Source organism: Fulvimonas soli, from assembly GCF_003148905.1.
In the GTDB taxonomy this organism is placed as follows: domain Bacteria; phylum Pseudomonadota; class Gammaproteobacteria; order Xanthomonadales; family Rhodanobacteraceae; genus Fulvimonas; species Fulvimonas soli.
The window spans coordinates 61,454-84,152 of the sequence record NZ_QGHC01000010.1; the positions used below are offsets into that span (position 1 = coordinate 61,454).

The following is a 22,699-nucleotide window of genomic DNA, read 5'->3' on the forward strand; positions in this document are numbered from 1 at the left end:
GCCGCCCTCGGTCAGCTGCATCGCGCAGCCGGGCCGCCTACGGCTGGCCGGCGCCCGCCGCGGAAGCCTTCTGGCTGCGGCGCTGCTCCCACTCCTGGCGCATCTTCTCGTGCTCGGCGCGCATCTTCGCCTCGTTGGCCAGGTTCTCGTCCAGGCTCTTGCGCAGCGTGGCGATGGCCGCGTCCACGTTCGCCGGCTGCGCCTGCGCGCGGGCCAGGTGGTGGTAGGCGTATTCGCGCACCTTCGGGTCCTGCGACCTGGACAGCACCTCGTTGTACAGCGCCGGCAGCTCCTTGGTGCGGCCGGACACCAGGTAGAGGCGCTCCAGCGCGCGCAGGTCGGCGATGGTGCCCGAGCCGGGGCCGCCGAAGCCATGGCCGCGCATCATGCCGAAGCCGTGGCGGAAGCCGTTGCCGGCGCCGTCGCCGTGGCCGCCGCGGTGCGGCATCGGCTTGGCACCCGGCGCGGCGGCGGCCGGCGGCGGCGAGGGCGGCGTGGCCTGCTGCGCGAGCGCGAAGGAGCCGGCGCCGGCAAGCAGCAGGGCCAGGGCGGAAGCCATCAGGGTCTTGTGTCGCATGGGTGGTCGTCTCCACGGGTTGGTGATCCGGGAAACGCGGGTGCGACGGGGCGGTTGACGTGCCGGCCGCCGCGGTCAGCGGGCGGACAGGCTTGCAACCCTGCGCGGGCGGCGCGCATCGTAGCGGCATGCCCATCCACCATCCGGGAGCCGCCATGCGCCGCCTCATCGCCTCCGTCCTGCTGCTGGTCCCGCTTGCCGCCGTCGCCGACGACCGCTGCGAGTTCGAGGCGCCGCGCAACCTGCAGCTGGACCTGGCGGGCGTGCGTGCGGTGCAGATCCAGGTCAACGGCTACGAGCTGCACCTGCACGGCGACGTCCAGGCCAGGGGGCTCGACCTGCACGGGCGCGCCTGTGCCTCCAGCCGCGAGCTGCTCGACCAGCTGGTGGTGCAGCAGCGCCGCGAGGGCGACCAGCTGATCCTGGAGCTCGGCGGCGGGCGCGCCGGCTTCAGCCTGTTCGGCAGCTCGTACACCGACCTGGACGTCTCCGTCACGCTGCCGGCGGCGCTGCCGGTGAAGCTCGACGTCGGCTCCGGCGATGCCGACGCCGGCGGCCTGCAGGACCTCGCCGCGCGGGTCGGCTCGGGCGACCTGCATGCGAACGGCATCGGCCGCTTCGCCGCCAGCGTCGGCTCGGGCGACGTCGAGGCGCACGACCTGGGCAGCCTGGAGCTGGGCTCGGTCGGCTCGGGCGACTTCAAGGCCAGCGGCATCCGCGGCGACGCGAAGGTGGGCAGCATCGGTTCCGGCGACGTCGGCCTGCGCCAGGTCGGCGGCAGCGTGCATGCCGACACGCTTGGCTCGGGCGACCTGGACGTGGACGACGTCGGCGGCGACTTCAGCCTGGGCGCCAAGGGCAGCGGCGACGTGAACCACCGCGGCGTGCGCGGCAAGGTCAGCGTGCCGCGCGACGACGACGACGATTGATCAGCCCAGCCAGCGCGTGACCAGATAGACCAGCGGCGCGCACAGCAGCAGGAACGGCACCGACACCAGGTGCAGCAGCCGCATGCCGCCGGGCTGCCTGGCCAGGCGCAGCGCGATCAGGTTGGCCAGCGAGCCGATCGCCACGCCGAAGCCGCCCACGTTCACCGCCACCGCCAGCGCCACGGTGTCGGGCGCGCGCTCGACCAGCAGCACCGTGGCCGGCACGTTGCTGATCAGCTGCGAGGCGGCGATGCCGGCGAGGTAGACCACCGCCGGGCGGCCGAAGTCCAGCCCGTCCAGCGCATGCTGCACGGCGGGCAGCGCGGCGAAGTGGCCCAGACCCAGGAAGATCGCCGCGAAGGTGGCCAGCAGCAGCCAGTCCAGCCGCGCCAGCGTGCGCCGTTCCAGCAGCGCGAACGGCGCCAGCAGCAGCAGCGCGCCGAGCAGTGCGTGGCCGTGCTCCATCATCAGCACCATGCCGGCCAGCGCGAGCAGCGACAGCGCCGCCAGCGCGGGCGAGACGCGGTGCCCGTCCAGCGCGGCCGCCTCGATGGCGATGCGGCCGCGCGGCAGCCAGCACCAGGCGAGCGCAGCCACCAGCGCGAACATCGTCGCCGCGGCCGGCAGCATCGCGGCGGCGAAGCCGAGGAAGGGCAGGTGGCCGTACTGCCACAGCAGCAGGTTCTGCGGGTTGCCGATCGGGCTCAGCGTGGAGCCCGCGTTCACCGCCAGCGCCTCCAGCACCACCATGCGCAGCACCGGCAGGTTGGAGATGCCGCCGATCGCCACGGTCAGCGGCACCAGCAGGAACAGGCTCACGTCGTTGGTCAGCACGGTGGAGGCGAGCGCGGTGGCGGCGACCAGCAGCAGGCCGAGCCCGCGTAGCGAGTGCGCGCGCGCCGCCAGCAGGGCGGCCAGGCGCTGCACCAGCCCGCTGTCGCGGATGCCCTGGATGGCGATCATCAGGCCGAGCAGGCCCGCCAGCGTGGGCAGCCGCAGCCAGCGGCGGTACTGCTCCAGCGGCTGCGGGTCCAGCACCGCCAGCGCCAGCGCCAGCAGCGCGAAGGCGAGCAGCAGCCATTCGGCGGCGAGCCTTTCCAGCGCGCGGCGGGGCCAGGCGGCGGGCGCGGCGCTCACCACCCGGCCAGGCCTTCCAGCTCGTACAGCCGGCGCCAGCTCGGCCGCGCGCGCACCAGGTCGGCCAGCCGCTTCAGCGCGGGCCATCCGGTAGCCGGGCGCGGCATGTTGCGCGACCAGCGCATCAGCATGGTCAGCAGCAGGTCGACGCCGGAGAACTCGCCGCCGAGCAGGTAGGGGCCGCGTCCGGCCAGCCGCGCCTCGAGCAGGTCCCACGCGCCTTCGATCTTCTTCTGCAGCGCCGCGCGCACCGCCGGCGGGTGTTCCTCCGCGCCCAGCTCGTGCGGGTAGAACCACAGCCGGTAGGCCGACATCAGCGTGTTGCTCAGGTACACCGCCCATTGCTGCCAGGCCTCGCGCTCCGGGGTGCCCGGCGGCGGGATCAGCTTCGCCTCGGGATGCCGCTCGGCCAGCATCAGCAGCAGCGCCGCCGATTCGGCGCGCGGGCGGCCGTCGATCACCAGCGTGGGCACCTTGCCGTCCGGGTTGAGCGCGAGGTAGTCGGGCGCGTGCTGGGCGTCCTTGTCGAAGTCGACCAGGCGCAGCTCGTAGGGCGCGCCGATCTCCAGCAGCGCCAGATGCACCACCATGCTGGCGGTGCCGGGGGAGTAGTAGAGGACGTACATCGCGGGCTCCGGTGCGGGTCGGCGGATCATGGCGGCGCGGCGGGCGATGCGGCAAGCCTCGCGGGGCCTGGCCGTCGCGGCCTCCGGCCGCGATGCCTCACGCTTCGCGCAACAGCCGCATCGGCGGCGTGCGCACGATCCGCCGCGTGCCGGCCAGGCCCAGCAGCATCACCACCAGCGCGGCGCCCAGCGCGGCCAGCGCCAGCGGCGCGAGCGGCGGCACGAAGCCGGCGATGCGGAACACCACGCGGCCCATCCACATGCCGGTGCCGGCCGCGCCGAGCGCGGCGGTGAGCCCGGCGACCAGGCCGAGCAGGGCGAACTCGCAGGCCGCCGCGGCGCGCAGCTGGCCGCGGCGTGCGCCCAGCGTGCGCAGCAGCGCGGCCTCGTGGCGGCGCTCGGCGGCGCTGGCGGCCAGCGCCGCGGCCAGCACCAGCGCGCCGGCGAGCAGGCTGAAGCCGAGCACCCAGCGCACCGCGTTGCCCACGCGGTCGACGATCTCGCGCACGCGGTCGAGCAGCGAGTCCACGTCGACCAGGCTGAGGTTGCCGTAGTCGCGCGACAGCCGCGCCAGCGCGTCGGCGTGGCCGCGCGGCAGGTAGAAGCTGGCGATCCAGGTGTGCGGCAGCCGCCCCGCGTGGGCGGGGTCGAGCAGCAGGAAGAAGTTGACCTGGAACGAGCTCCAGTCGACCTTGCGCACGCTGGCCACGCGCGCCTCGATCTGCCCCTCGCCGACGTCGAAGCGCATGCTGTCGCCGATCTTCAGCCCGAACATGTCGCGCCAGGAGGTGTCCACCGAGACCTCCGCCTGCGCGGGCGCGGCGCCGGGCCAGCGGCCCGCGACGACCTGGTTGGACGGCGGCAGCGCGCCGGTCCAGGACAGCCGCAGCTGGCGGTCGGCCCAGTCCCTGGCGCGCTCGTCCTGGAAATGCAGCCGGTCGACCGGGCGGCCGTCGATCGCGGTGAGCTTGCCCACCGCCAGCGGCAGCATGTTGAGCCGCCGCCCGCCGATGCGCGCCACCGCCTGCGCGAAGTCCCCGCGCTGGTCGTCCTGCAGGTTGAGCACGAACCAGTTGGGCGTGTCGGCGGGCAGCTCGCGCCGCCATCCTTCCAGCAGCGCGGGCGCCACCACCGCGAGCAGCAGCAGCGCCACCAGGCCCAGGCTGAGCGCGGTGGCCTGCACCAGGCTCATGCCGCGCCGCCGCGCCAGCGCGGCCAGGCCCAGCCGCAGCGCGGGATGCACGCCCGGCGCCGCGTGCCGCGCCAGCCACAGCAGCAGCGCGGCGAGCAGCGCGGCGACCGCGGCGACGCCGGCCAGCCCGGCGGCGAGGATGCCGGCGAGCCTGAGCGAGTCGCTCTGGCTCCAGATCAGCGCCAGCGCCACCAGCGCCGGCACCAGGTACAGCGCGTCGAAGCGGCGCACGCGCCGCGCCGCGCTCTCGCGGAACACCGCCACCGGCGGCACCTCGCCCAGCCGCGCCAGCGGCGGCAGCGCGAAGCCGAACAGCACGGCGACGCCGATCGCCGCGGCGGCGAGCGCGGGCGCGAGCGGCAGCGCGGTCGGCACGCTGGTGAACAGCTGGCTGGCCAGCAGCCAGGCGCCCTGCGCCAGGCCCAGCGCGAGCGCCACGCCGAGCGCGGCGGCGGGCAGCACGAGCGCGCCCAGCGTGCCCAGCAGCAGCCCGAGCACGCGCCGGCGCGGCGTGCCCAGCGCGCGCAGCAGCGCCACCTCGCGCGTCTTGCGCCGCGCGTAGCGCTGCGCCGCCAGCGCGATGGCGACGCCGGCGAGCAGCGCGGAAAGCAGCGCGGTCAGGCGCAGGAAGGCGCCGGCGCGATCGAAGGCGCTGCGCATGCGCTCCTGCGTCTGCTCCGGGGTGATCGGCTGCGCGCCCTGCGGCAGCGCCGCCGCGTCGAGCCAGCGCCGCCACGCGCGCACCGCCTCCGGCGCGCCGGCCACCAGCAGGCGGTGCCGCGCGCGGCTGCCGGCGCCGAGCAGGCCGGCCTGCTCGGCGTCGGCCAGGCTCATCAGCGCGCGCGGCGCCATCGCCACCAGCTCGCCGCCGTCGGGCTCGCGCAGCAGCTCGGCGGCGATGCGCAGGTCGCGGCCGCCGACCTGCACGCGGTCGCCCACCGCGAGGCCCAGCGCGACCAGCGCGCGGTGGTCCAGGTAGACCGCGCCGGGCGGCGGCGCGTGCGCGGCGTGCGCGCCGCCCGCGTCGCGCACCTCCAGCGTGCCGCGCAGCGGCCAGGCGGCGTCGGCGGCGATCACGTCGAGCAGCTGGCTGCGCTCGTGCGCGAAGGCCACGCTGGGGAAGCCGGCGTCGCGGCTCACCGCCAGGCCGCGTGCCGCCGCGGCGGCGGCGAACTCCGCCGGCGTCGCCTGCGGCGCGCCCAGGCCGGCGTCGCCGCCGATCAGTTCCGCCGCGTTGGCCAGCATGCCGCGCTCGACGCGGGTGGACAGCGTGGCCACCACGCCCAGCGCCACCACCGCCAGCAGCAGCGACAGCGCCAGCGTGCGCAGCTCGGGCAGGTGCCACTCGCGGCGCAGGCTGCGCAGGGACAGCCGCAGCAGCCTCATGCCGCGCGCTCCGCCGCGCCGGCCACGCGGCCCTCCTCCAGCTCGATGCGCCGCGCGCAGCGCGCGGCCAGCTGCGGGTCGTGGGTCACCAGCACCAGGGTGGTGCGGCGGTCGTGGTTGAGCGCGAACAGCAGGTCGGCCACGTGGTGGCCGGTGCGCTGGTCGAGGTTGCCGGTGGGCTCGTCGGCGAACAGCAGGCGCGGGCCGTGCACGAAGGCGCGGGCGATCGCCACGCGCTGCTGCTCGCCGCCGGACAGCTGCGCCGGGTAGTGCCGCCGCCGCGCGTCCAGCCCCACCGCCTGCAGCGCCTCGCGGGCGCGCTCGCGCGCGTCGTCGCGGCCCTCCAGCTCCAGCGGCAGCATCACGTTCTCCTCGGCGGTGAGCGCGGGCAGCAGGTGGAAGGACTGGAACACGAAGCCGACCAGGCGGCGGCGCAGGTCGGCGCGCGCCTCCTCGTCCAGCGTCTCCAGCGCGTGGCCGTCCAGGCGGATGGAGCCGCCGCTGGGCACGTCCAGCCCGGCCAGCAGGCCGAGCAGGGTGGTCTTGCCCGAGCCGGAGGCGCCGACGATGGCGAAGCTCTCGCCCTCGCGCACGGCCAGGCCCACCCCGCGCAGGATGTCGAGCCGGCCCTCGGGCCCGCGCACCGACTTGCTAACATCGCGGGCATCGAGAAGAAGACGGGATGGTTCGCTCATGCGTCGGTTCCTTGCTCTGCTGCTGTCGCTGCTGGCCGCCGGCGCGCTCCACGCGGCGCCGAAGACGGTGCTGGTGCTGGGGGATTCGCTCTCCGCCGCGCACAACATCGCCGCGGAGCAGGGCTGGGTGCATCTGCTGGAAGTACGCCTGGGCAAGATGGTGCCGCCCTGGCAGGTCGTCAATGCCAGCATCAGCGGCGAGACCTCCCTGAGCGGACGCCACCGCCTGCCCGCGCTGCTGGCCACCTACCGGCCGCGGGTGGTGGTGCTGGAGCTGGGCGCCAACGACGGCCTGCGCGGCCTGCCGCTGGCGCAGCTGCGCGACAACCTCGCGGCGATGGTCAGCGCCGCCCAGGCGACCGGGGCGAAGGTGCTGCTGCTGGGCATCGAGCTGCCGCTCAACTACGGGCCGCAGTACCGCGACGGCCTGCGCGCGGTGTACGCCGACCTGGCGAGGCAGAAGCACGCCGCGCTGGTGCCGTTCCTGCTGGAGGGCGTGGCGCTGGACCCGGCGCGCATGCAGGACGACGGCCTGCACCCCAACGCCGCCGGCGAGCCGGCGGTGCTGGGCAACGTGTGGCCCGCCTTGCAGCCGCTATTGCGGTGACGGCGCGAACGAGCGGGTAGCGCGAACCTCAATTTACTCTGAACCGGATACATTCGTTTCACGTATCCCTCACCCACGGGGCCGCTAGCTTTCACAGACGTGAAAGCACGCGAGGAGGGCATCATGACGCAGCGTGAAGAGCAGGCCGGGCTGATCCTGCTGGTGGAGGACAACCGCCAGATCGCCGAGATGGTGGGCGAGTTCCTCGAGCGCCGCGGCTATTCGGTGGACTACGCGGCCGACGGCGTCAGCGGCTTGCACCTGGCGGTGTCCAACAGCTACGACGTGATCGTGCTCGACCTGATGCTGCCGGGCCTGGACGGGCTGGACGTGTGCCGCAAGCTGCGCCGCGAGGGCAAGAAGTCCACGCCGGTGCTGATGCTGACCGCGCGCGACACGCTGGAGGACAAGCTGGTCGGCCTGGAGGCCGGTGCCGACGACTACCTGGTCAAGCCCTTCGAGGTGCGCGAGCTGGAGGCGCGGCTGCGCGCGCTGATCCGCCGCGACCGCCGCCAGGTCTCGGCCGAGGTGCTCACCGTGGGCGACATGACGCTGGACACCGCCACCTTGCGGCTGACCCGCGCGGGGCAGGAGCTCAACGTCTCGCCGATCGGCCTGAAGCTGCTGGCGATCCTGATGCGCGAATCGCCGCGCGTGGTCAGCCGGCGCGACATCGAGCGCGAGATCTGGGGCGACACGCTGCCCGACTCGGATACGCTGCGCTCGCACCTGTACAACCTGCGCCGGGTGATCGACAAGCCGTTCGACCGCCCGCTGCTGCACACCATCCACTCGGCCGGCTACCGGCTGGCCGATCTCGCCGCGGAAGTGGCGCCCACCACCTGAAACCCGAGAGGTAAGGCCAAGCCCGCTGTCCGCATCATGGAAACCAGCAGGGGTCATTCGCCGCCGGAACCGACGTTCCGGCGGGGGGCATTCCAGCGCCGCCTGGCGCTGGTGTTCGCCTTGCAGCTGGCCGGCGTGGTGATCGCCGTGCTGCTGGGCGTGTTCGACGTGGCGCCGCTGGCCGCCGTGCTGGCCCTGATCGGGGTGATCAGCGTGCTGGCCTGGCTGGCCGCGCGCCGCGAGTGGGCGCCGGTCAGCGCGCTGGCGCGGGTCATCGACGGCTGGAACGAGCAGCAGCCCGACCCGCAGCTGTTCAGCCTCGCGCGGCTGTCGCCGCGCACCGACGCCGACCTCGCCCGGCTCGCGCGCGGCCTGTACGGCTTCGCCGAGCGCATCGCCGGCTACAACGAGCGCGAGCGCAACTTCACCCGCGACGCCAGCCACGAGCTGCGCAGCCCGCTCACCGTGATCAAGATGTCGGCGGACATGCTGGGCGACGAGGCCGGGCTGAGCGAGTTCGGCGACCGTTCCGTGCAGCGGATCAAGCGCGCGGCCCGCGAGATGGAGGCGCTGGTGGAGTCCCTGCTGGTGCTGGCCCGGGGCGGCGACCAGGGCACCGGCGACGAGGAGTTCGTGGTCAACGAGGTGCTGCGCCGCGAGCTGGGCGAGCTGCGCCAGGTGCTGGAAGGGCAGACGGTGGAGTTCGCGCTGGAGGAGCCGGCGCGCTTCGCGCTGCACGGCTCCTCGCGGGTGTTCGCGGTGCTGTGCTGGCAGCTGATCCGCAACGCCTGCCAGCACCTCGACCAGGGCCGCGTGGTGCTCACCGTGCTGCCGGGCGCGGTCACCGTCGCCTGCCTGGCGCAGGCGGGGCGGTTGCGGGCGGAGGGGCAGGCCTTCGAGCTGACCATCGCCCAGCGCATCAGCGAGCGCTTCGCGTGGACGCTGGAGCTGGAGACACGCGAGGGCAACGAGCGCGTGGCCAGCATCCGCTTTCCGCATCCGCTGCCGGCCTAGCGGCACTTCCGTGGGAGCGCGCCCACAGGGCTGTTCCCACAAAGGTCGCCCTGCAAGGGCGACCTCCACTGAAAAACCGCCGCCGCCGCGCTCAGCCCAGGCCCGGCGCCACCGCGAAGCCGCAGCCGGTCTTGGCCTTCACCTCGTCCAGCGTCACGCCCGCGTTGAGCTCGACCAGGGTGAGGCCCTTGCCCTTGGCGACCTCGAACACGCACAGGTCGGTGATGATCAGGTCCACCACCTCCTTGCCGGTCAGCGGCAGGTCGCACTGTTGCTTGATCTTCGGCGAGCCGTCCTTCGCGGTGTGCTCCATCAGCACCACCACGCGCTTGACGCCGCTGACCAGGTCCATCGCGCCGCCGGGGCCCTTGACCATCTTGCCCGGCACCATCCAGTTGGCGAGGTCGCCGGTGCAGGACACTTCCAGGCCGCCGAGGATCGACAGGTCGATGTGGCCGCCGCGGATCATCGCGAACGATTCGGCGCTGGAGAAGAAGCTGGCGCCGGGCAGCGCGGTGATGGTCTGCTTGCCCGCGTTGATCAGGTCCGGGTCCACCTCGTCCTCGCCGGGGAAGGGGCCGATGCCGAGCAGGCCGTTCTCCGACTGCAGCGTCACGTCCATTCCCTCGGGGATGAAGTTGGCCACCAGGGTGGGGATGCCGATGCCGAGGTTGACGTAGTAGCCGTCGCGCAGCTCCTTCGCCGCGCGCCGCGCCATCGCCATGCGCGCCGGGCTCTCCTTGCCGGTGTTGGCGCCGGCCACGGTGCGGAACTCGATGCGCTTCTCGTACTTCTCGCCCTGCACGATGCGGTCGACGTAGATGCCCGGCACGTGGATCGCGTCGGGATCGAGCGCGCCGACCTCGACCAGCTCCTCCACCTCGGCCACGCAGACCTTGCCGCAGGTGGCGATCATCGGGTTGAAGTTGCGCGCGGTCTCGCGGAACACCAGGTTGCCGAGCGGATCGCCCTTCCACGCCTTGACGATGGACAGGTCGGCGCGGATGGCCTCCTCCAGCACGTACTCCTTGCCGTCGAAGACCTTGGTCTCCTTGCCCTCGGCCAGCTTGGTGCCGAACGCGGTGCGCGTGTAGAAACCGGGGATGCCGGCGCCGCCCGCGCGCAGCTTCTCGGCCAGGGTGCCCTGCGGTACCAGGTGCAGCTCCAGCTCGCCGGCCAGCACCTGGCGCTCGAACTCCTTGTTCTCGCCCACGTAGGAGGCGTACACGCGCTTGACCTGCCGGGTCTTGAGCAGCGGCCCCATGCCGAAGTCGTCCACGCCGGCGTTGTTGCCCACGATGGTGAGCTCCCTGGTGCCGGCGGCGAGCAGCGCGCCGATCAGGTTCTCGGGGATGCCGCACAGGCCGAAGCCGCCGGCCGCGATGGTCATGCCGTCGAACAGCAGGCCGTCGAGCGCCTTCGACGCGGTCGCGTAAACCTTGTCCATTGCCGTTGCCTTTTCGCTGGAAGCCAGCCTCCTAGGATACGACGGAACCGGTCGGGGCCATGTTGTACGAAGGTGCAGGGGGCGCCGCGTCGTCAGTCCAGGATCGCGTAGCTGCGCCGGAAGCGCACGGCCTGCTTCAGCTCGGGCACTTTCCAGTCGCCGGTCACGGTGAGCCGGCGGCCGTCCGGCGAGCGTTCCCAGCGCTGGTCGAGCCGGGCGCCGCCGGCGTAGCGCAGGGTGACCCGCAGGGCCGCGCCGTCGTAGCGGCAGCGTGCCAGCGCGCTGCCGTTGAGCGTCTGCCGCTCGCGGTCGTCGGGCCGGACCTCCAGCCGCTCGCCGTCGTCGAGCTGCACCTGCACCGACGCGCCGGCCTGCTGCACCAGCAGCACCGAATCGGCCTTGAGCAGCGGCGGCAGCGCGTAGGCGCGCGGCGCGGCCGGCGCGGTGCCGGCACCGGGGGCGGCGCGGCCGCGGCCGCCGCCGTGCTGGCCGTGGCCGCCCATGCCCCTGCCGCCATGGCCCATGCCGCCGCGACGGCCGCCTCCGGCATCCGCGCCGGGGGCCGGTCCGGCCGCGTCCGGGGCGGGCGGCGCTTCGCGCTGCGCCTCGGCGCGCAGCAGGTCCTGCAGGGCGTCGGCGGTGTCGCTGCCGGCTTCGTCCAGGCGCCAGGCGCCGGAGAAATCGGGCGCGCCGGCGGATGCCTGCGCCACCGCGCCACCGGCCGGCACGCACAGGAACGAGGCCTGCAGGAGCCAGCGGAAAGGGTGGGAGCGGGCGATGCGCATGCGATGGATTCCTCCGGCCATCCTGCCAAGACGCATGGGCGGCCGATGCGTTGACTTGCCGGCGGGAAGGAACCTGCCGCCCGCCGGCGTTGCGCGCGGCGCGACCGCGGGGCACCTCGACCTCGCCATGCATCCGGCCGGGCAGGCCGGGAAGGTCGGCTGGTCCTGCTCCAGCGCCGACATCCCGGACGTGCAGGCGCTTGCCGCGTCCTGCGCATACCGGCCCGTTCCGCCGGGGCCGGCGCGGGATCTGATGGCGGTCGAGCGGTTCAAGCTCGACGTGGCGCTGTCCATCGACGGCGCGCCGGTGGACAGGGCCGCCGGGGTCTGCCTGGGGAAAGGCGAGGTCTACCGTTTCGGCGGCACGCGGGATGCGTCGCGGCCGCCGGTGCGGGGAACGGTGGGCGTGCGGCCTATCCAAGGCGGACAGGTGGAAATCCTGAGCGACCTGGAGGGCGGCATCCTCAGGCAGCCGATCCATCCGAAGCTGCACGCGTTTCCCGGGCAGACGGCCACGATCCAGGTGGGCGAGAAGGCCGGTGGCGGCCACCCGGCGGACCGCACGGTGAAGCTGGACGTGACCGCCACGCCCGGCTGCGCCTGAGGCTTCCGCATGGCGGCGTGTTGCCGCGGCGGCTGGCTATACTCCCTCCCGCAACGTCGTGGGGAGTAGCGCCAGTGAAGTTCAGCCGCCTTGCCGCCGCCGTCGTGGGGCTGGGGATCGCGTCCGTGGGCCATGCCGCATCGCCGGTGCTGGTGGTCCACGGCGGCGCCGGCGTCATCCGCCGCGAGATGGACCCGGCGCGCGAGAAGGCCATCCGCGCCGCGCTGGCGCAGGCGCTGCAGCAGGGCTACGCGCAGCTGAAGGCCGGCAAGCCGGCGGTCGACGCGGTGAGCGCGGCGCTGGTGGTGCTGGAGGACGACCCGAACTTCAACGCCGGCAAGGGCGCGGTGTTCACCCACGACGGCAGGAACGAGCTGGACGCGGCGATCATGGACGGCTACACGCTGCGCGCCGGCGCGGTGGCGGCGGTGCACCGGGTGAAGAACCCGATCCTGCTGGCGCGCGCGGTGATGGAGCATTCGCCGCACGTGATGCTGGTGGGCGACGGCGCCGAGGCGTTCGCCAGGGAGCAGGGCGTGACGCTGGTCGACCCGTCCTACTTCCGCACCGAGGAGCGCTGGCGGCAGCTGCAGAAGGCGCTGAAGGAGGACGCCGCGCACGAGAAGCACGCGGACCCCGAGACCGCGCGGCACTTCGGCACCGTGGGCGCGGTGGCGCTGGACGCGCAGGGACATCTGGCCGCCGGCACCTCCACCGGCGGCATCGTCGACAAGCGCTGGGGGCGGGTGGGTGACTCGCCGATCATCGGCGCGGGCACCTACGCCAACTCCGGCTGCGCGGTGTCCGGCACCGGCTGGGGCGAGTTCTACATCCGCACCGTGGCGGCGCACGAGATCTGCATGCGGGTGACCCAGATGCGCGTGCCGGTGCAGCGCGCCGCCGCCGAGGTGATCAACCAGGAGATCCCGGCGATGGGCGGCAACGGCGGCGCCATCGCGCTGGACGACCAGGGCCACGTGGCGATGCCGTTCAATACCGACGGCATGTTCCGCGGCTGGATCGGCGACGACGGCGTGTCGCACGTGGCGCTGTACGGCGACGAGGACGACGGCACCGGCCAGCTCGTGCCGCCGCCCGCGCCGGCGGACAGCAGCGCGCAGCCCTGAGGGCGGTGCGCCGGCCGGCGGGTGGCCGGCCGCTCGGTGGGGTTGGGATGCGCCGTCCTCTTCGCGTGACGGTCCGGCAGCCAGCGCACCACCGAATTCGGAGCAGTTCGTGGTCCGCCGCCGCCGATGTCGACGGCAGCGCCGCGCTCCTTCGCCCGTCGTCCCGGCGCAGGCCGGGATCCGGTGACGATGCCGCCTGCCCGAGCCTTGCCGTCACTGGATGACGGGCGGGTTCCCGGAGTGCACGGAAGCATCGTGTTGCCCGGGCACAAGGCGTTGGCTGCCGCGTGGGGGATATCCGCCGGGAGAAGCGCGCTCAGTCGCCCTGCTCCGGCCGCTCGCGCACCGGGTGCTTGCTCAGCTTGCGCTGCAGCGTGCGCCGGTGCATGCCCAGGCGGCGCGCGGTCTCGGAGATGTTGCCGTCGCACTCGGTGAGCACGCGCTGGATGTGCTCCCACTCCAGCCGGCGCAGCGCCAGCGGCGCCTCCGGCGCGTCGGGCACCTCGTCGTCGGGCGCGGCGGGGCCGTCGCCGTCGAGCAGGGCGCGCACCACCGCGTCGGCGTCCACCGGCTTGGCCAGGTAGTCGTGCGCGCCGCGCTTGATCGCCTCCACCGCGGTGGCGATCGAGGCGTAGCCGGTGAGCAGTAGGATGCGCATGTCCGGCACCAGCATGTGCAGCTCGGGGATCAGCTTCAGGCCGTTCTCCTCGCCGAGCTTGAGGTCGAGCACGCAGTAGCGCGGCTGGTGGCGGCGCGCCAGCGCGCGGGCCTCCTCGGCGCTGCCGGCGGTGAGCGTCTCGAAGCCGCGCGAGCCGATCGCGCGGGCCAGTACGCGGGCGAAGGTGGCGTCGTCGTCGACGATCAGCAGCGGGCGCGGGGAAGCGGAAGGGGCGTTCATCGGGGACGGCCTCTCTGGATCATGCGGGCATTTTGCCGCAGGGTGCGGCGTGTGGGCGCAGCCCGCGGCATCACGTCGCGGCCAGCGCGGCCAGCGGCAGCCGCAGGCGCACCTCGGCGCCGTCGTCGCTGTTGCCGGTGCGCAGCTCGCCGCTGAGCCGCTCGGCGGTGGCCTCGGCCAGCGCGAGGCCGAGGCCCAGGCCGGTCTGCTTGCCGCTCTGGCCGAGGTTCGGGCGCTGGCCGCCGGCGTCGAAGCCGGGGCCGTGGTCGCGCACGACGAATTCCAGCCAGTCGCGCTCGCGCCGGATCGTCAGCGCCACTGCCTGCGAGCCGCGCAGCGCCGAGGCGTCGGCGGCGTTGTTGAGCAGGTTGATCAGCGCATGGCGCAGGCCCGCGGGCACGCCGAGCACGGTGGCGGCCAGGGCCGGCTCCAGGACCAGGTCCAGCTCGGCCTCCGGGCGCAGCAGCTGGAAGCGTTCCAGGCAGCCGTGCACGAACTGGCTGAGCGGCATGCGCTCGGGCGCCTGCGAGAGCTGCGCCTTGCCGAAGGCCACCATCTCGCGCAGGATGCCGCGGCAGCGCTCCACCTGTTCCTGCAGCAGGGCGAGGTCCTCGTCGAGCAGGCCGTCGTGCGCGTATTCGCGGCGCAGTTCCGGCAGCAGGGTGCGCATGGTGCCCAGCGGGGTGTTCAGCTCGTGCGCGGCGCCGGCGGCCTGGGTGGCGATCGCCAGGATGCCCTCGTCGCGCAGCGCGCGCTCGCGCACGCGCTGCACCTCCAGCTGCTGCACGCGCAGGGCGTGCGCCAGCCGGTTGATGAAGAAGCCGAGCAGCAGCGCGGTGATCACGAAGTCCACGCCCATGCCGGCCACGTGCAGCGAGAATCCGCTCTGCGCCGGCATCGGCAGCGGCACGTGCCAGCGCAGCAGGATCAGGTAGGCCAGCCCGGCCAGCATCGCCACCACCAGCACGGCGCGCACCGACAGCGCCGCCGCCGACAGCGCGATCGGCACCAGCAGCAGGGTGATGAAGGGGTTGGCGGCGCCGCCGGTGAAGTACAGCAGGTAGCCGAGCACCAGCGTGTCGACCGCGATGTGGCCGATGGTCTCCCACTCGCGCACCGGCCAGGGCTGGCCCAGCCGCCAGGCGGCGAACACGGCGAACACCGCCAGCGAGCCGATGCCGACCAGCAGCGGCAGCAGCGGGATGTCCAGGCGCATCCACAGCGCGCAGACCAGCACCGCCATGCTCTGCCCGGCGATCGCGCACAGCCGCAGCCAGGCCAGCGTGCGGGTCAGCGCGAAGGGGCCGATGCGGCGGTTGGCGGGGCTGTGCGTCATGGCGTCGTCCGGCGGGTGGGGAAGGATCGCGGCCGGAGGCCGCTCCCACAAGGATGCCGCAAGCCCTGTGGGAGCGGCCTCCGGCCGCGATTCCCCCTCGATGGCGCTCAGGCCTGGTTCCACTCCTCGCTGTGCACGGGCGGCAGCGGGTCGGCCGCCGCGGCGTGCTCGGCGTGGCTGTCGGAGAGCTTCTTCATCAGCGGCAGCACGGCCAGCGCGATCGCGGTGCAGCCCAGGCCGACGAAGCCGAGCTTGTTGAACAGGCTGGTGTAGATGCCCAGCGACTGCACCGGGTCGTTCAGTCCCTCCGGGATGTGCGCGAGGTTGGCCACCACGCTGCCCAGGTACTGCGAGATGCCCACCGCGACGTAGTACGCGCCCATCATGAAGCCGCCCATGCGCGCCGGCACGTAGCGGGCGATCATCGCCAGGCCCAGGCCGCTCACCAGCAGCTCGCCCAGCGAGTACAGGCCGTAGCCCCACACCATGATCCACGAGGAGACCTGGCCGTTTACCGCCCAGATCGCGCCCACGCCGTACATGAAGAAGCCCGCCGCCACCGCGGCGAAGCCCCAGGCGAACTTGGCGGCCACCGACGGGTCCCTGCCGAGGCGGCCCAGGCCGTTGTAGATCGCCACCAGCACCGGGCTCAGGATCACGATCCAGATCGCGTTGAGGTTCTGGTACTGCTCGGGAATCCAGGTGACGTGCAGGAACAGCAGGTCCATCCCCAGGTTCACGTTCTTCTGCGCGAACAGGTTCAGCGAGGTCGCCATCTGCGCGTAGAAGATGAAGAAGAAGATGGTCTGCACGGTGAGCACCAGCGCCGCGATCAGGCCGGCGCGCTCGCTCTTCTCCGCGGTGCGGATCAGGTGCGCGAAGATGCCCAGGATCACCACGCCGGCCAGGTACACGCAGACCTTGGCGGCCAGCAGGCTCTGCAGGATGAAGGCCACCACGAACACCATCGCCAGCGAGGCGCCGAGCAACGCCAGCGCGCGCGCCGGCCGCACCGGCCGTGCGTCGGTGGGCGAGCCGATGTGCGCCAGCGTGCGGTGCATCAGCGCGTAGTTGGCCAGGCCCAGCAGCAGGCCCACCGCGCAGGCACCGAAGGCGGTGTGCCAGCCCCAGTCGTCGCCGTAGTGCGCGCCCACGTGGTCGCGGATCCACGGCGTGGCGGTCATCGACACCATCGAGCCGACGTTCACCGCCATGTAGTAGATGGTGAAGGCGCTGTCGATCTTGGTGTCGTCGCCCTCGTAGATCTTGCGCACCAGGTTGCCCGCGTTGGGCTTGAAGAAGCCGTTGCCCACCACGATCACGCCCAGCGCGCAGTACAGCAGGGTGGGGTTGCCCGACGGGATCCACAGCAGCGCGTAGCCCAGCATCAGCACCAGCGCGCCGAGGGTCATGGTGCGGCGGGTGCCGATCAGCTTGTCGCCGACCCAGCCGCCGATCGCCGGGGTGGCGTAGATCAGCGCGGCGGCCGCGCCCCAGACCAGGTTGGCCTTGCTGTCGACGAAGCCGAGCTTCTTCATCATGTAGGTGACCATCAGCACCTGCATGCCGTAGAAGCCGAAGCGCTCCCACATCTCGATCAGGAACACCGTGCTGAAGGAGCGGGTCTGCGAAACGGGTGGATTCCGGGTTGCCATAAGTCTTTCCAAATGCGTGCGTATTGCCGGGGCCGCCGAGGGCCCGCCCGTGCAACCCTGAACGGGCCACAACCGCCGAAGGGTAACCCATACGTCCCCGCGGCCTAGCTGCGGTGCACCACGCGGCCGGGCCGGGGCGGGCGCCGCTGTGGCATCATGCGGCGCCTGTTTCGCCGCCATGGGTCCGTTTCCGCATGCCGCTTTCCCGCACCCCGCCCGCCGTTCCGGAGCGCCGCGATGGCCGCTGAGGGCTTCCGCGGGCCGCGCCAGCTCTGGAACGCCTTCCTCTGGTCGATGAAGGGCCTGCGCGCCGGCTGGCGCCACGAGGCCTCGTTCCGGCTGGAGGTGTGCCTGGCGGTGGTGGTGATCCCGCTGGGGCTGTGGCTGGGGCAGGGCGCGCTGGAGAAGATCGCGCTGGCGCTGCCGGCCTTCCTGGTGCTGTCGGCCGAGCTGCTCAACTCGGCGATCGAGGCGGTGGTGGACAAGGTCAGCCCGGAGTTCCACGAGCTGGCCGGCCGCGCCAAGGACATGGGCTCGGCGGCGGTGTTCCTGCTGCTGGTGCTGCTGGCGCTGTGCTGGGCGCTGGTGCTGGGGCCGCGCTGGCTCGGCTGAGCGCGGCGATTGCGCCCGGGCGGGGGCAATGGTGGAATGCGGGCTCCACCGGAGCGGAGCCTTCTCCATGAAAATCCTTCGTGCCATCGCCGTGCTGCTGCTGGTCGGCCTGCTGTCCGGCTGCGGCTACAACGCCATCCAGCGCCAGGACGAGGCGGTCAAGGCGGCCTGGTCGGAAGTGCTGAACCAGTACCAGCGCCGCGCCGACCTGGTGCCCAACCTGGTCAACACGGTGAAGGGCTATGCCCAGCACGAGGAGCGCGTGCTCACCGAGGTCACCAACGCGCGCGCCAAGGTCGGCACCATCCAGGTGAGCGCCGACACCGTCAACGACGCGCAGAAGCTGGCCCAGTTCCAGCAGGCGCAGGGCGAGCTGTCCAGCGCGCTGTCGCGGCTGATGGCGGTGAGCGAGAACTACCCCAACCTCAAGGCCGACGGCCTGTTCCAGAACCTGCAGGCGCAGCTGGAAGGCACCGAGAACCGCATCACCGTGGCGCGCAACCGCTACGTGCAGGCGGTGCAGGCGTACAACACGCTGGTCCGCTCCTTCCCCAACAATCTCACCGCCAAGATGTTCGGCTACCAGGTGAAGCCGAACTTCAGCGTGGAGAACGAGAAGGCGATCTCCACCGCGCCGACGGTGGACTTCGGCACCGGCGCGCCGGCGCCGGCGGCCTCGGCGCACTGAGCGCGCGGACTCGGCGATGATCCGCCGGCGCGGCCTGCGCCTGCTGTGGCTGCTGGCGATGGCGCTGCTGTCGCCCGCGCTGCTGCGCGCGGCCGACGTGCCCAGGCTCGCGCGCCACGTCACCGACCTCACCGGCACGCTGACCCCGTCGCAGGTCGACCAGCTCGACGCGAAGCTGGTCGACCTGGAGCGGCGCAAGGGTGCCCAGCTGGTGGTGCTGATGGTGGGCAGCACGCAGCCGGACGACATCGAGAGCTATTCGCTGGCGGTGGCCGAGGCGAACAAGGTGGGCCGCAAGGGCAGCGACGACGGCGTGCTGCTGCTGGTCGCCAAGGACGACCGGCGCGTGCGCATCGAGGTCGGCTACGGCCTGGAGGGCGCCATTCCCGACGCCGCCACGGCGCGCATCATCCGCGAGTACATCGCGCCGAAATTCCGCGGCAACGACTACTACGGCGGCATCAGCGACGCCGTCGGCGCGCTCACCCAGCTCATCGACGGCGAGAGCCTGCCGCCGCCGGTGGATGGCGGCGAGCGGCCGCATCGCGGCATCGATTTCGGGCATGCCCTGCTGATCGGCGTGTTCGCGGCCTTCTTCCTGCGCAGCCTGCTCGGCCGCATCCCGGCCCTGGTGCGCACGCCGCTGGGTGCGGCGCTCACGGGCGGCCTGCTGTGGCTGCTGCTCGCCTCGCTGGGCGGCGCGGTGCTCGGCGCGCTCATCGGCGGCGCGCTGATGTTGCTGCCGGCCGGCGCAGGCCGTTCGATCGGCGGCGGCGGCTGGGGTGGCTGGGGCGGTTTCGGTGGCGGCGGCTGGGGCGGCGGCAGCGGCGGGGGATTCGGCGGCGGCGGCTTCAGCGGCGGTGGCGGCAGCTTCGGCGGCGGCGGCTCCTCGGGGAGCTGGTGATGGCACGGCCCGGACGCCTGCTGCGCAACCTCTTCGCCGGCTGGTTCCAGCTGGGGCGGCGCTTCCCGCCCGGCACGCTCGACGAGATCGCGCGGGCGATCGCCGCCGGCGAGCGGACCCACCTGGGCGAGGTGCGCCTGGCGGTCGAATCGCGGCTGGCGCCCGCGGCCGTGCTGGCGGGGACGAGCGCGCGGCAGCGCGCGGAGCAGGTGTTCGCCCAGCTGCGCGTGTGGGACACCGAGCACAACACCGGCGTGCTGCTCTACGTGCTGATGGCCGAGCACCGCATCGAGATCGTGGCCGACCGCGGCATCGCGCGGAAGGTCGGGCAGGCGGCGTGGGACGAGATCGCGGCGCGCATGGGCGGCGCGTTCGCGCAGGACCGCTGGCGCGAGGGCTGCCTGGAAGGCATCGGCGCCGTGCACGCCCTGCTCGCGCGGCATTTTCCCGCGGAAGGCCGCGACAACCCCGACGAGCTGCCGGACCGGCCGGTGCTGCTTTGACGCCCCCGCGAAGCGGAACGGCCGCCTCGGTGGGCGGCCGTTCCGTCGTTCGTGAAGCGGCGCCTCAGGCGCCCTTGCCGATATGTTTTTCCAGGAACGCCTGCAAGGTGTTATAGAACTCTACGGTGTTCTTCTCGTCGTAGAAGCCATGGCCCTCACCCGGCTTGACCAGGGTTTGATAGGGTTTGTGGGCGGCATCCAGCGCATCACGCATGGCCTTGAACTGCTCGATCGGTGCGCGCTGGTCTTCCTCGCCATGGACCAACAGCACGGGGACGTCGATCTTGTCGGCCAACTTGTCTGGCGAGTTGGCCGCGAGATCGGCATCATTCTTGCCGATCACTGTGGTCAGGTAGCTGCGGCCCGACTTCCGGCTCTTGATGTCGCCCTTGCTGTACATCATCTGGAGGTCGTAGATGCCGGCAAAACCCACGGCGCACTTGAACATGCCGGGAGCGCGGATCACGGTCATCATGGCCGAGTAGCCGCCGAAGCTGCCGCCGTAGACGCAGATCCGCTTGGGATCGGCGATTTTCTGGTCGATCGCCCATTTCACGCCATCGATCAGATCCTGCTGGATGCGCGTACCCCATTTGAGGTAGCCATCCTCCTTGAACCCGTAACCACGTCCGGACGAGCCGCGATAGTTGACCTGTAGCACGGCGTAGCCACGGTTGGCGAGGAACTGGGCATCCGTGTTGTCGGAATCCTCCCCGACGTAGAACCAATCGTCGCGTACGTCGATCGGTCCGCCGTGTGGAAGCAGGACCATCGGTAGGTCGCTTTCGGGACGTCCAGGGGGCAGGGTGAGATAGCCTTCGAGTTCCTTCCCGTCGCTGGCAGTGAAGCGGATCGGTCGCCTCGAGGCCATCTTCGCGGGATCGATTTCGGGCATGACCGAGAACAGCTTGCTTACCTTGTAGGTACGCGTGTCGATCAGGTAAAAGACGCCAGGGTCGCGGTCACTGCTCACCTTGAACAGCAGCAGGCCACCGTCCTGGCTGAAGTTGATGAAATCGACGAACTCGCCTGGAAACTTCAGGCTGAGTGCCATGTGAAGTTTTGCGGTGGGCAGGTTCGGATCGATGTATTGGACCTTCGGGTAGCCGGTGCTGGTGATATAGGCGAACGGTACCTCCGGTTTGGCGGTCCACTGCACCCTCTCGATTTCGCCGAAGCCGTCCTTGGCTAGGATCCTGCGGTTCCCGCCATCCTCGTCCTGCTCGACCAGCGAAGCCGGTTCGCCGGCGACACTGTAAGAGGCGTAAATCCTGGTTTTGTCCGGCGCATATCCCCACGGGATAAAGGAGCCGCTGCTCTGCGTCGCACGGACAGGAGTCCATTGGCCATTCATCCTGCGGAACATGACGAAGTCCCAGTTGTCGTCACGGCCGTAGGCGAAGCGCGCCGTACCGTCCGGGCCCACCAGGAAGCTCATGCCATCGAGGTTGATGTCGCCAATCAGGTGCCGTGTGTTGCGGACGGAGTCGACGTCGTAAAGGAAGCTGCTGCGGTTCGATTGCCAGGGATAGGTGCGCATGTAGAAATGGTCGTTCGGCATATCCGGCTGACCATCGTAGAAACCGGATCCCTGATCGTCGCTGCGGGTATAGCCGCGGCTGCTCTGCTTGGCGGCGTCGTAGCCGTAGAGGTAGTCCTGGTGCTTGCCGTCGATGTCCGTGGTGATGATCTCGCCCGTTGCCATTGGAGCGTCGAACGCACCGAACCGGCGGGCCTTCTCCACGATGAGCCGCTTGTTGCTTACCCATACTATGTTGTTGGGCAGTTCGTTCGTGGGCATGCGCAGCATGAAGGGATGCGCCATGTCATTCAGCGCGTAGATCATCAATGCGTGCGTTTTTCCGTTGTCCAGATCGGCACGCAGTGCGATATGCTGGCCGTCAGGAGACAGCCTGACCATGCTCAGTTCCGGGTGATGGGCAAATGTCTCGGCAGGGATGAGGTCGGTGCCGGTCACATTCGCGGACGGTAGCAGGAATGCAGCGGGCAACAACGCCCGTTTTAAGATAGGCGACATCCAGAAATTCCCCCTTAGTTACCCCTGATTGGACCGGGCCGGTTGATTCCGGCCCGCATCGGCCATCGACCGGTTTTTAGTATGGCCGGGCCACCCGGCATTCTAGCCAGCGAATCGACAAGGCGAAACCTTGCTTCGGGGGCGTTGGGCGCGCGATACACTTGGGGTCTTATCCGCTGCGGTTAAGTCCATGGTGTATCCCGTCGTCGCCATCAAATCCGTCGCCTTCCAGCTCGGCCCCGTCCAGGTCCACTGGTACGGCCTGATGTACCTGCTCGGCTTCCTCGGCGGCTGGATGCTGGCCGAGTACCGCCGCCGGCGCGGGCGCCTGCCGGTGAGCCGCGACGCGCTGGGCGACCTGGCCTTCTACGTGATGATGGGCGTGATCGTCGGCGGCCGGCTGGGCTACATGCTGTTCTACACCGACCTGCACTGGGTGGTGCGCGAGCCGCTGGCGCTGTTCAAGGTGTGGGACGGCGGCATGAGCTTCCACGGCGGCCTGCTCGGCGTGCTGGCCGCGGGCTGGTGGTGGTCGCGGCGCCACCGCGTCCATTTCTTCGACACGGTGGATTTCGTGGCGCCGCTGGTGCCGATCGGGCTGGGCCTGGGACGGCTGGGCAACTTCATCAACGGCGAGCTGTGGGGCAAGCCCAGCACGCTGCCGTGGGCGATGATCTTTCCCAACGCGAAGACCGACGACGTGGCGTGGGCGCAGGCGCATCCCGAATGGCTGGCCGCGCTGCAGCAGTACGGCGGCGTGCCGCGCCAGCCCTCGCAGCTGTACGAGATGCTGCTGGAGGGCGTGGCGATGTTCACGGTGCTGTGGCTGGTGTCGCTGAAGCCGCGGCCGCGCTACCTGGTCTCGGGCCTGTTCGGGCTGCTGTACGGCTGCTTCCGCTTCGCGGTGGAGTTCGTGCGCCTGCCGGACCCGCAGCTGGGCTACCTGGCCTTCGGCTGGCTGACGATGGGGCAGATCCTCTCGCTGCCGCTGATCGTGGTCGGGCTGGTGCTGATCGTGATGTCGCGGCGGGCGCCCGTGCTGGAAGCGGGAACGGGGAACGGGGAACGGGGAACGGGCTGAGCTTCGCCGCGT

General features: G+C 71.8%; 22 protein-coding genes. 11 read left to right on the forward strand and 11 right to left on the reverse strand.

Features of this window, described 5'->3' with window-relative positions; all coding sequences use genetic code 11:
- Positions 1-37: 37 nt before the first annotated feature.
- On the reverse strand, positions 38-577 hold the full coding sequence (locus tag C7456_RS13350) for a hypothetical protein (RefSeq protein ID WP_109724320.1): 540 nt from the start codon (positions 575-577) through the stop codon (positions 38-40).
- Between the two features lie 155 nt (positions 578-732).
- Between C7456_RS13350 and C7456_RS13355 the strand changes: the two genes are divergently transcribed.
- The gene (locus C7456_RS13355) at positions 733-1,506 is read left to right on the forward strand and encodes a DUF4097 family beta strand repeat-containing protein (protein ID WP_109724321.1); all 774 of its coding nucleotides are present in this window, start codon (positions 733-735) and stop codon (positions 1,504-1,506) included.
- Here C7456_RS13355 and C7456_RS13360 read toward each other — a convergent pair whose 3' ends face one another.
- From C7456_RS13360 to C7456_RS13375, 4 genes are all read right to left on the reverse strand, one after another.
- On the reverse strand, positions 1,507-2,646 hold the full coding sequence (locus C7456_RS13360) for an SLC13 family permease (protein ID WP_425454637.1): 1,140 nt from the start codon (positions 2,644-2,646) through the stop codon (positions 1,507-1,509).
- Complete coding sequence (locus tag C7456_RS13365; protein WP_109724323.1) at positions 2,640-3,269, reverse strand: glutathione S-transferase family protein; 630 nt, start codon at positions 3,267-3,269, stop codon at positions 2,640-2,642. The genes C7456_RS13360 and C7456_RS13365 overlap by 7 nt, the downstream gene beginning before the upstream one ends.
- Before the next feature lie 97 nt (positions 3,270-3,366).
- Entirely contained in the window at positions 3,367-5,847 is a 2,481-nt protein-coding gene (locus C7456_RS13370; protein ID WP_109724324.1) for an ABC transporter permease, read from the reverse strand.
- Positions 5,844-6,542 carry an ABC transporter ATP-binding protein gene (locus C7456_RS13375; RefSeq protein ID WP_109724325.1) on the reverse strand — a complete coding sequence of 233 codons (699 nt, stop codon included), beginning with the start codon at positions 6,540-6,542 and terminating at the stop codon, positions 5,844-5,846. Before C7456_RS13375 ends, C7456_RS13370 begins: the two co-directional genes overlap by 4 nt.
- Between C7456_RS13375 and C7456_RS13380 the strand changes: the two genes are divergently transcribed.
- From C7456_RS13380 to C7456_RS13390, 3 genes are all read left to right on the forward strand, one after another.
- The gene (locus C7456_RS13380) at positions 6,541-7,149 is read left to right on the forward strand and encodes an arylesterase (protein ID WP_109724326.1); all 609 of its coding nucleotides are present in this window, start codon (positions 6,541-6,543) and stop codon (positions 7,147-7,149) included. The genes C7456_RS13375 and C7456_RS13380 overlap by 2 nt on opposite strands.
- A 123-nt stretch (positions 7,150-7,272) precedes the next feature.
- Entirely contained in the window at positions 7,273-7,995 is a 723-nt protein-coding gene (locus C7456_RS13385; protein WP_109724327.1) for a response regulator transcription factor, read from the forward strand.
- Positions 7,996-8,106: 111 nt separating this feature from the next.
- Positions 8,107-9,009, forward strand: a complete 903-nt coding sequence (locus C7456_RS13390; RefSeq protein ID WP_342767302.1) for a sensor histidine kinase — start codon at positions 8,107-8,109, stop codon at positions 9,007-9,009.
- A gap of 91 nt (positions 9,010-9,100) precedes the next feature.
- On the opposite strand, the gene C7456_RS17690 is transcribed toward C7456_RS13390, so the two are convergent.
- Positions 9,101-10,456, reverse strand: coding sequence for a 3-oxoacid CoA-transferase (locus C7456_RS17690; protein ID WP_109724329.1), 1,356 nt, complete (start codon positions 10,454-10,456; stop codon positions 9,101-9,103).
- A 92-nt stretch (positions 10,457-10,548) separates the two neighbouring features.
- Complete coding sequence (locus C7456_RS13400; RefSeq protein WP_109724330.1) at positions 10,549-11,241, reverse strand: hypothetical protein; 693 nt, start codon at positions 11,239-11,241, stop codon at positions 10,549-10,551.
- On the opposite strand from C7456_RS13400, the gene C7456_RS13405 reads away from it, so the two are divergent.
- Together C7456_RS13405 and C7456_RS13410 are read left to right on the forward strand one after the other, a co-directional pair.
- Complete coding sequence (locus C7456_RS13405; RefSeq protein ID WP_139942812.1) at positions 11,234-11,845, forward strand: hypothetical protein; 612 nt, start codon at positions 11,234-11,236, stop codon at positions 11,843-11,845. The genes C7456_RS13400 and C7456_RS13405 overlap by 8 nt on opposite strands.
- Before the next feature lie 125 nt (positions 11,846-11,970).
- A complete protein-coding gene (locus tag C7456_RS13410; RefSeq protein ID WP_109724357.1) occupies positions 11,971-12,972 on the forward strand; it encodes an isoaspartyl peptidase/L-asparaginase family protein in 1,002 nt (333 codons plus the stop codon).
- A gap of 316 nt (positions 12,973-13,288) precedes the next feature.
- Here the strand turns inward: C7456_RS13410 and C7456_RS13415 are convergent, their stop codons facing one another.
- The 3 genes from C7456_RS13415 to C7456_RS13425 form a co-directional block, all read right to left on the reverse strand.
- Positions 13,289-13,870, reverse strand: coding sequence for a response regulator transcription factor (locus C7456_RS13415; protein ID WP_109724332.1), 582 nt, complete (start codon positions 13,868-13,870; stop codon positions 13,289-13,291).
- Positions 13,871-13,940: 70 nt separating this feature from the next.
- The gene (locus C7456_RS13420; protein ID WP_109724333.1) at positions 13,941-15,206 is read right to left on the reverse strand and encodes an ATP-binding protein; all 1,266 of its coding nucleotides are present in this window, start codon (positions 15,204-15,206) and stop codon (positions 13,941-13,943) included.
- A gap of 107 nt (positions 15,207-15,313) precedes the next feature.
- Positions 15,314-16,861, reverse strand: coding sequence for a peptide MFS transporter (locus C7456_RS13425; RefSeq protein WP_109724334.1), 1,548 nt, complete (start codon positions 16,859-16,861; stop codon positions 15,314-15,316).
- A 237-nt stretch (positions 16,862-17,098) separates the two neighbouring features.
- On the opposite strand from C7456_RS13425, the gene C7456_RS13430 reads away from it, so the two are divergent.
- The 4 genes from C7456_RS13430 (at position 17,099) to C7456_RS13445 (ending at position 19,568) form a co-directional block, all read left to right on the forward strand.
- Positions 17,099-17,473: a diacylglycerol kinase gene (locus C7456_RS13430; protein ID WP_109724335.1), complete on the forward strand. Its 375-nt coding sequence runs from the start codon at positions 17,099-17,101 to the stop codon at positions 17,471-17,473.
- 67 nt (positions 17,474-17,540) lie between these two features.
- The gene (locus tag C7456_RS13435; protein WP_109724336.1) at positions 17,541-18,161 is read left to right on the forward strand and encodes a LemA family protein; all 621 of its coding nucleotides are present in this window, start codon (positions 17,541-17,543) and stop codon (positions 18,159-18,161) included.
- Between the two features lie 19 nt (positions 18,162-18,180).
- Positions 18,181-19,065, forward strand: coding sequence for a TPM domain-containing protein (locus tag C7456_RS13440; protein WP_245889873.1), 885 nt, complete (start codon positions 18,181-18,183; stop codon positions 19,063-19,065).
- On the forward strand, positions 19,065-19,568 hold the full coding sequence (locus tag C7456_RS13445) for a TPM domain-containing protein (RefSeq protein WP_109724338.1): 504 nt from the start codon (positions 19,065-19,067) through the stop codon (positions 19,566-19,568). Before C7456_RS13440 ends, C7456_RS13445 begins: the two co-directional genes overlap by 1 nt.
- 64 nt (positions 19,569-19,632) lie before the next feature.
- Here the strand turns inward: C7456_RS13445 and C7456_RS13450 are convergent, their stop codons facing one another.
- The gene (locus C7456_RS13450; RefSeq protein WP_245889870.1) at positions 19,633-21,546 is read right to left on the reverse strand and encodes an alpha/beta hydrolase family protein; all 1,914 of its coding nucleotides are present in this window, start codon (positions 21,544-21,546) and stop codon (positions 19,633-19,635) included.
- Positions 21,547-21,796: 250 nt separating this feature from the next.
- On the opposite strand from C7456_RS13450, the gene lgt reads away from it, so the two are divergent.
- Positions 21,797-22,687, forward strand: a complete 891-nt coding sequence (gene lgt, locus C7456_RS13455) for a prolipoprotein diacylglyceryl transferase (RefSeq protein WP_109724340.1) — start codon at positions 21,797-21,799, stop codon at positions 22,685-22,687.
- The last annotated feature ends 12 nt before the right edge of the window (positions 22,688-22,699 follow it).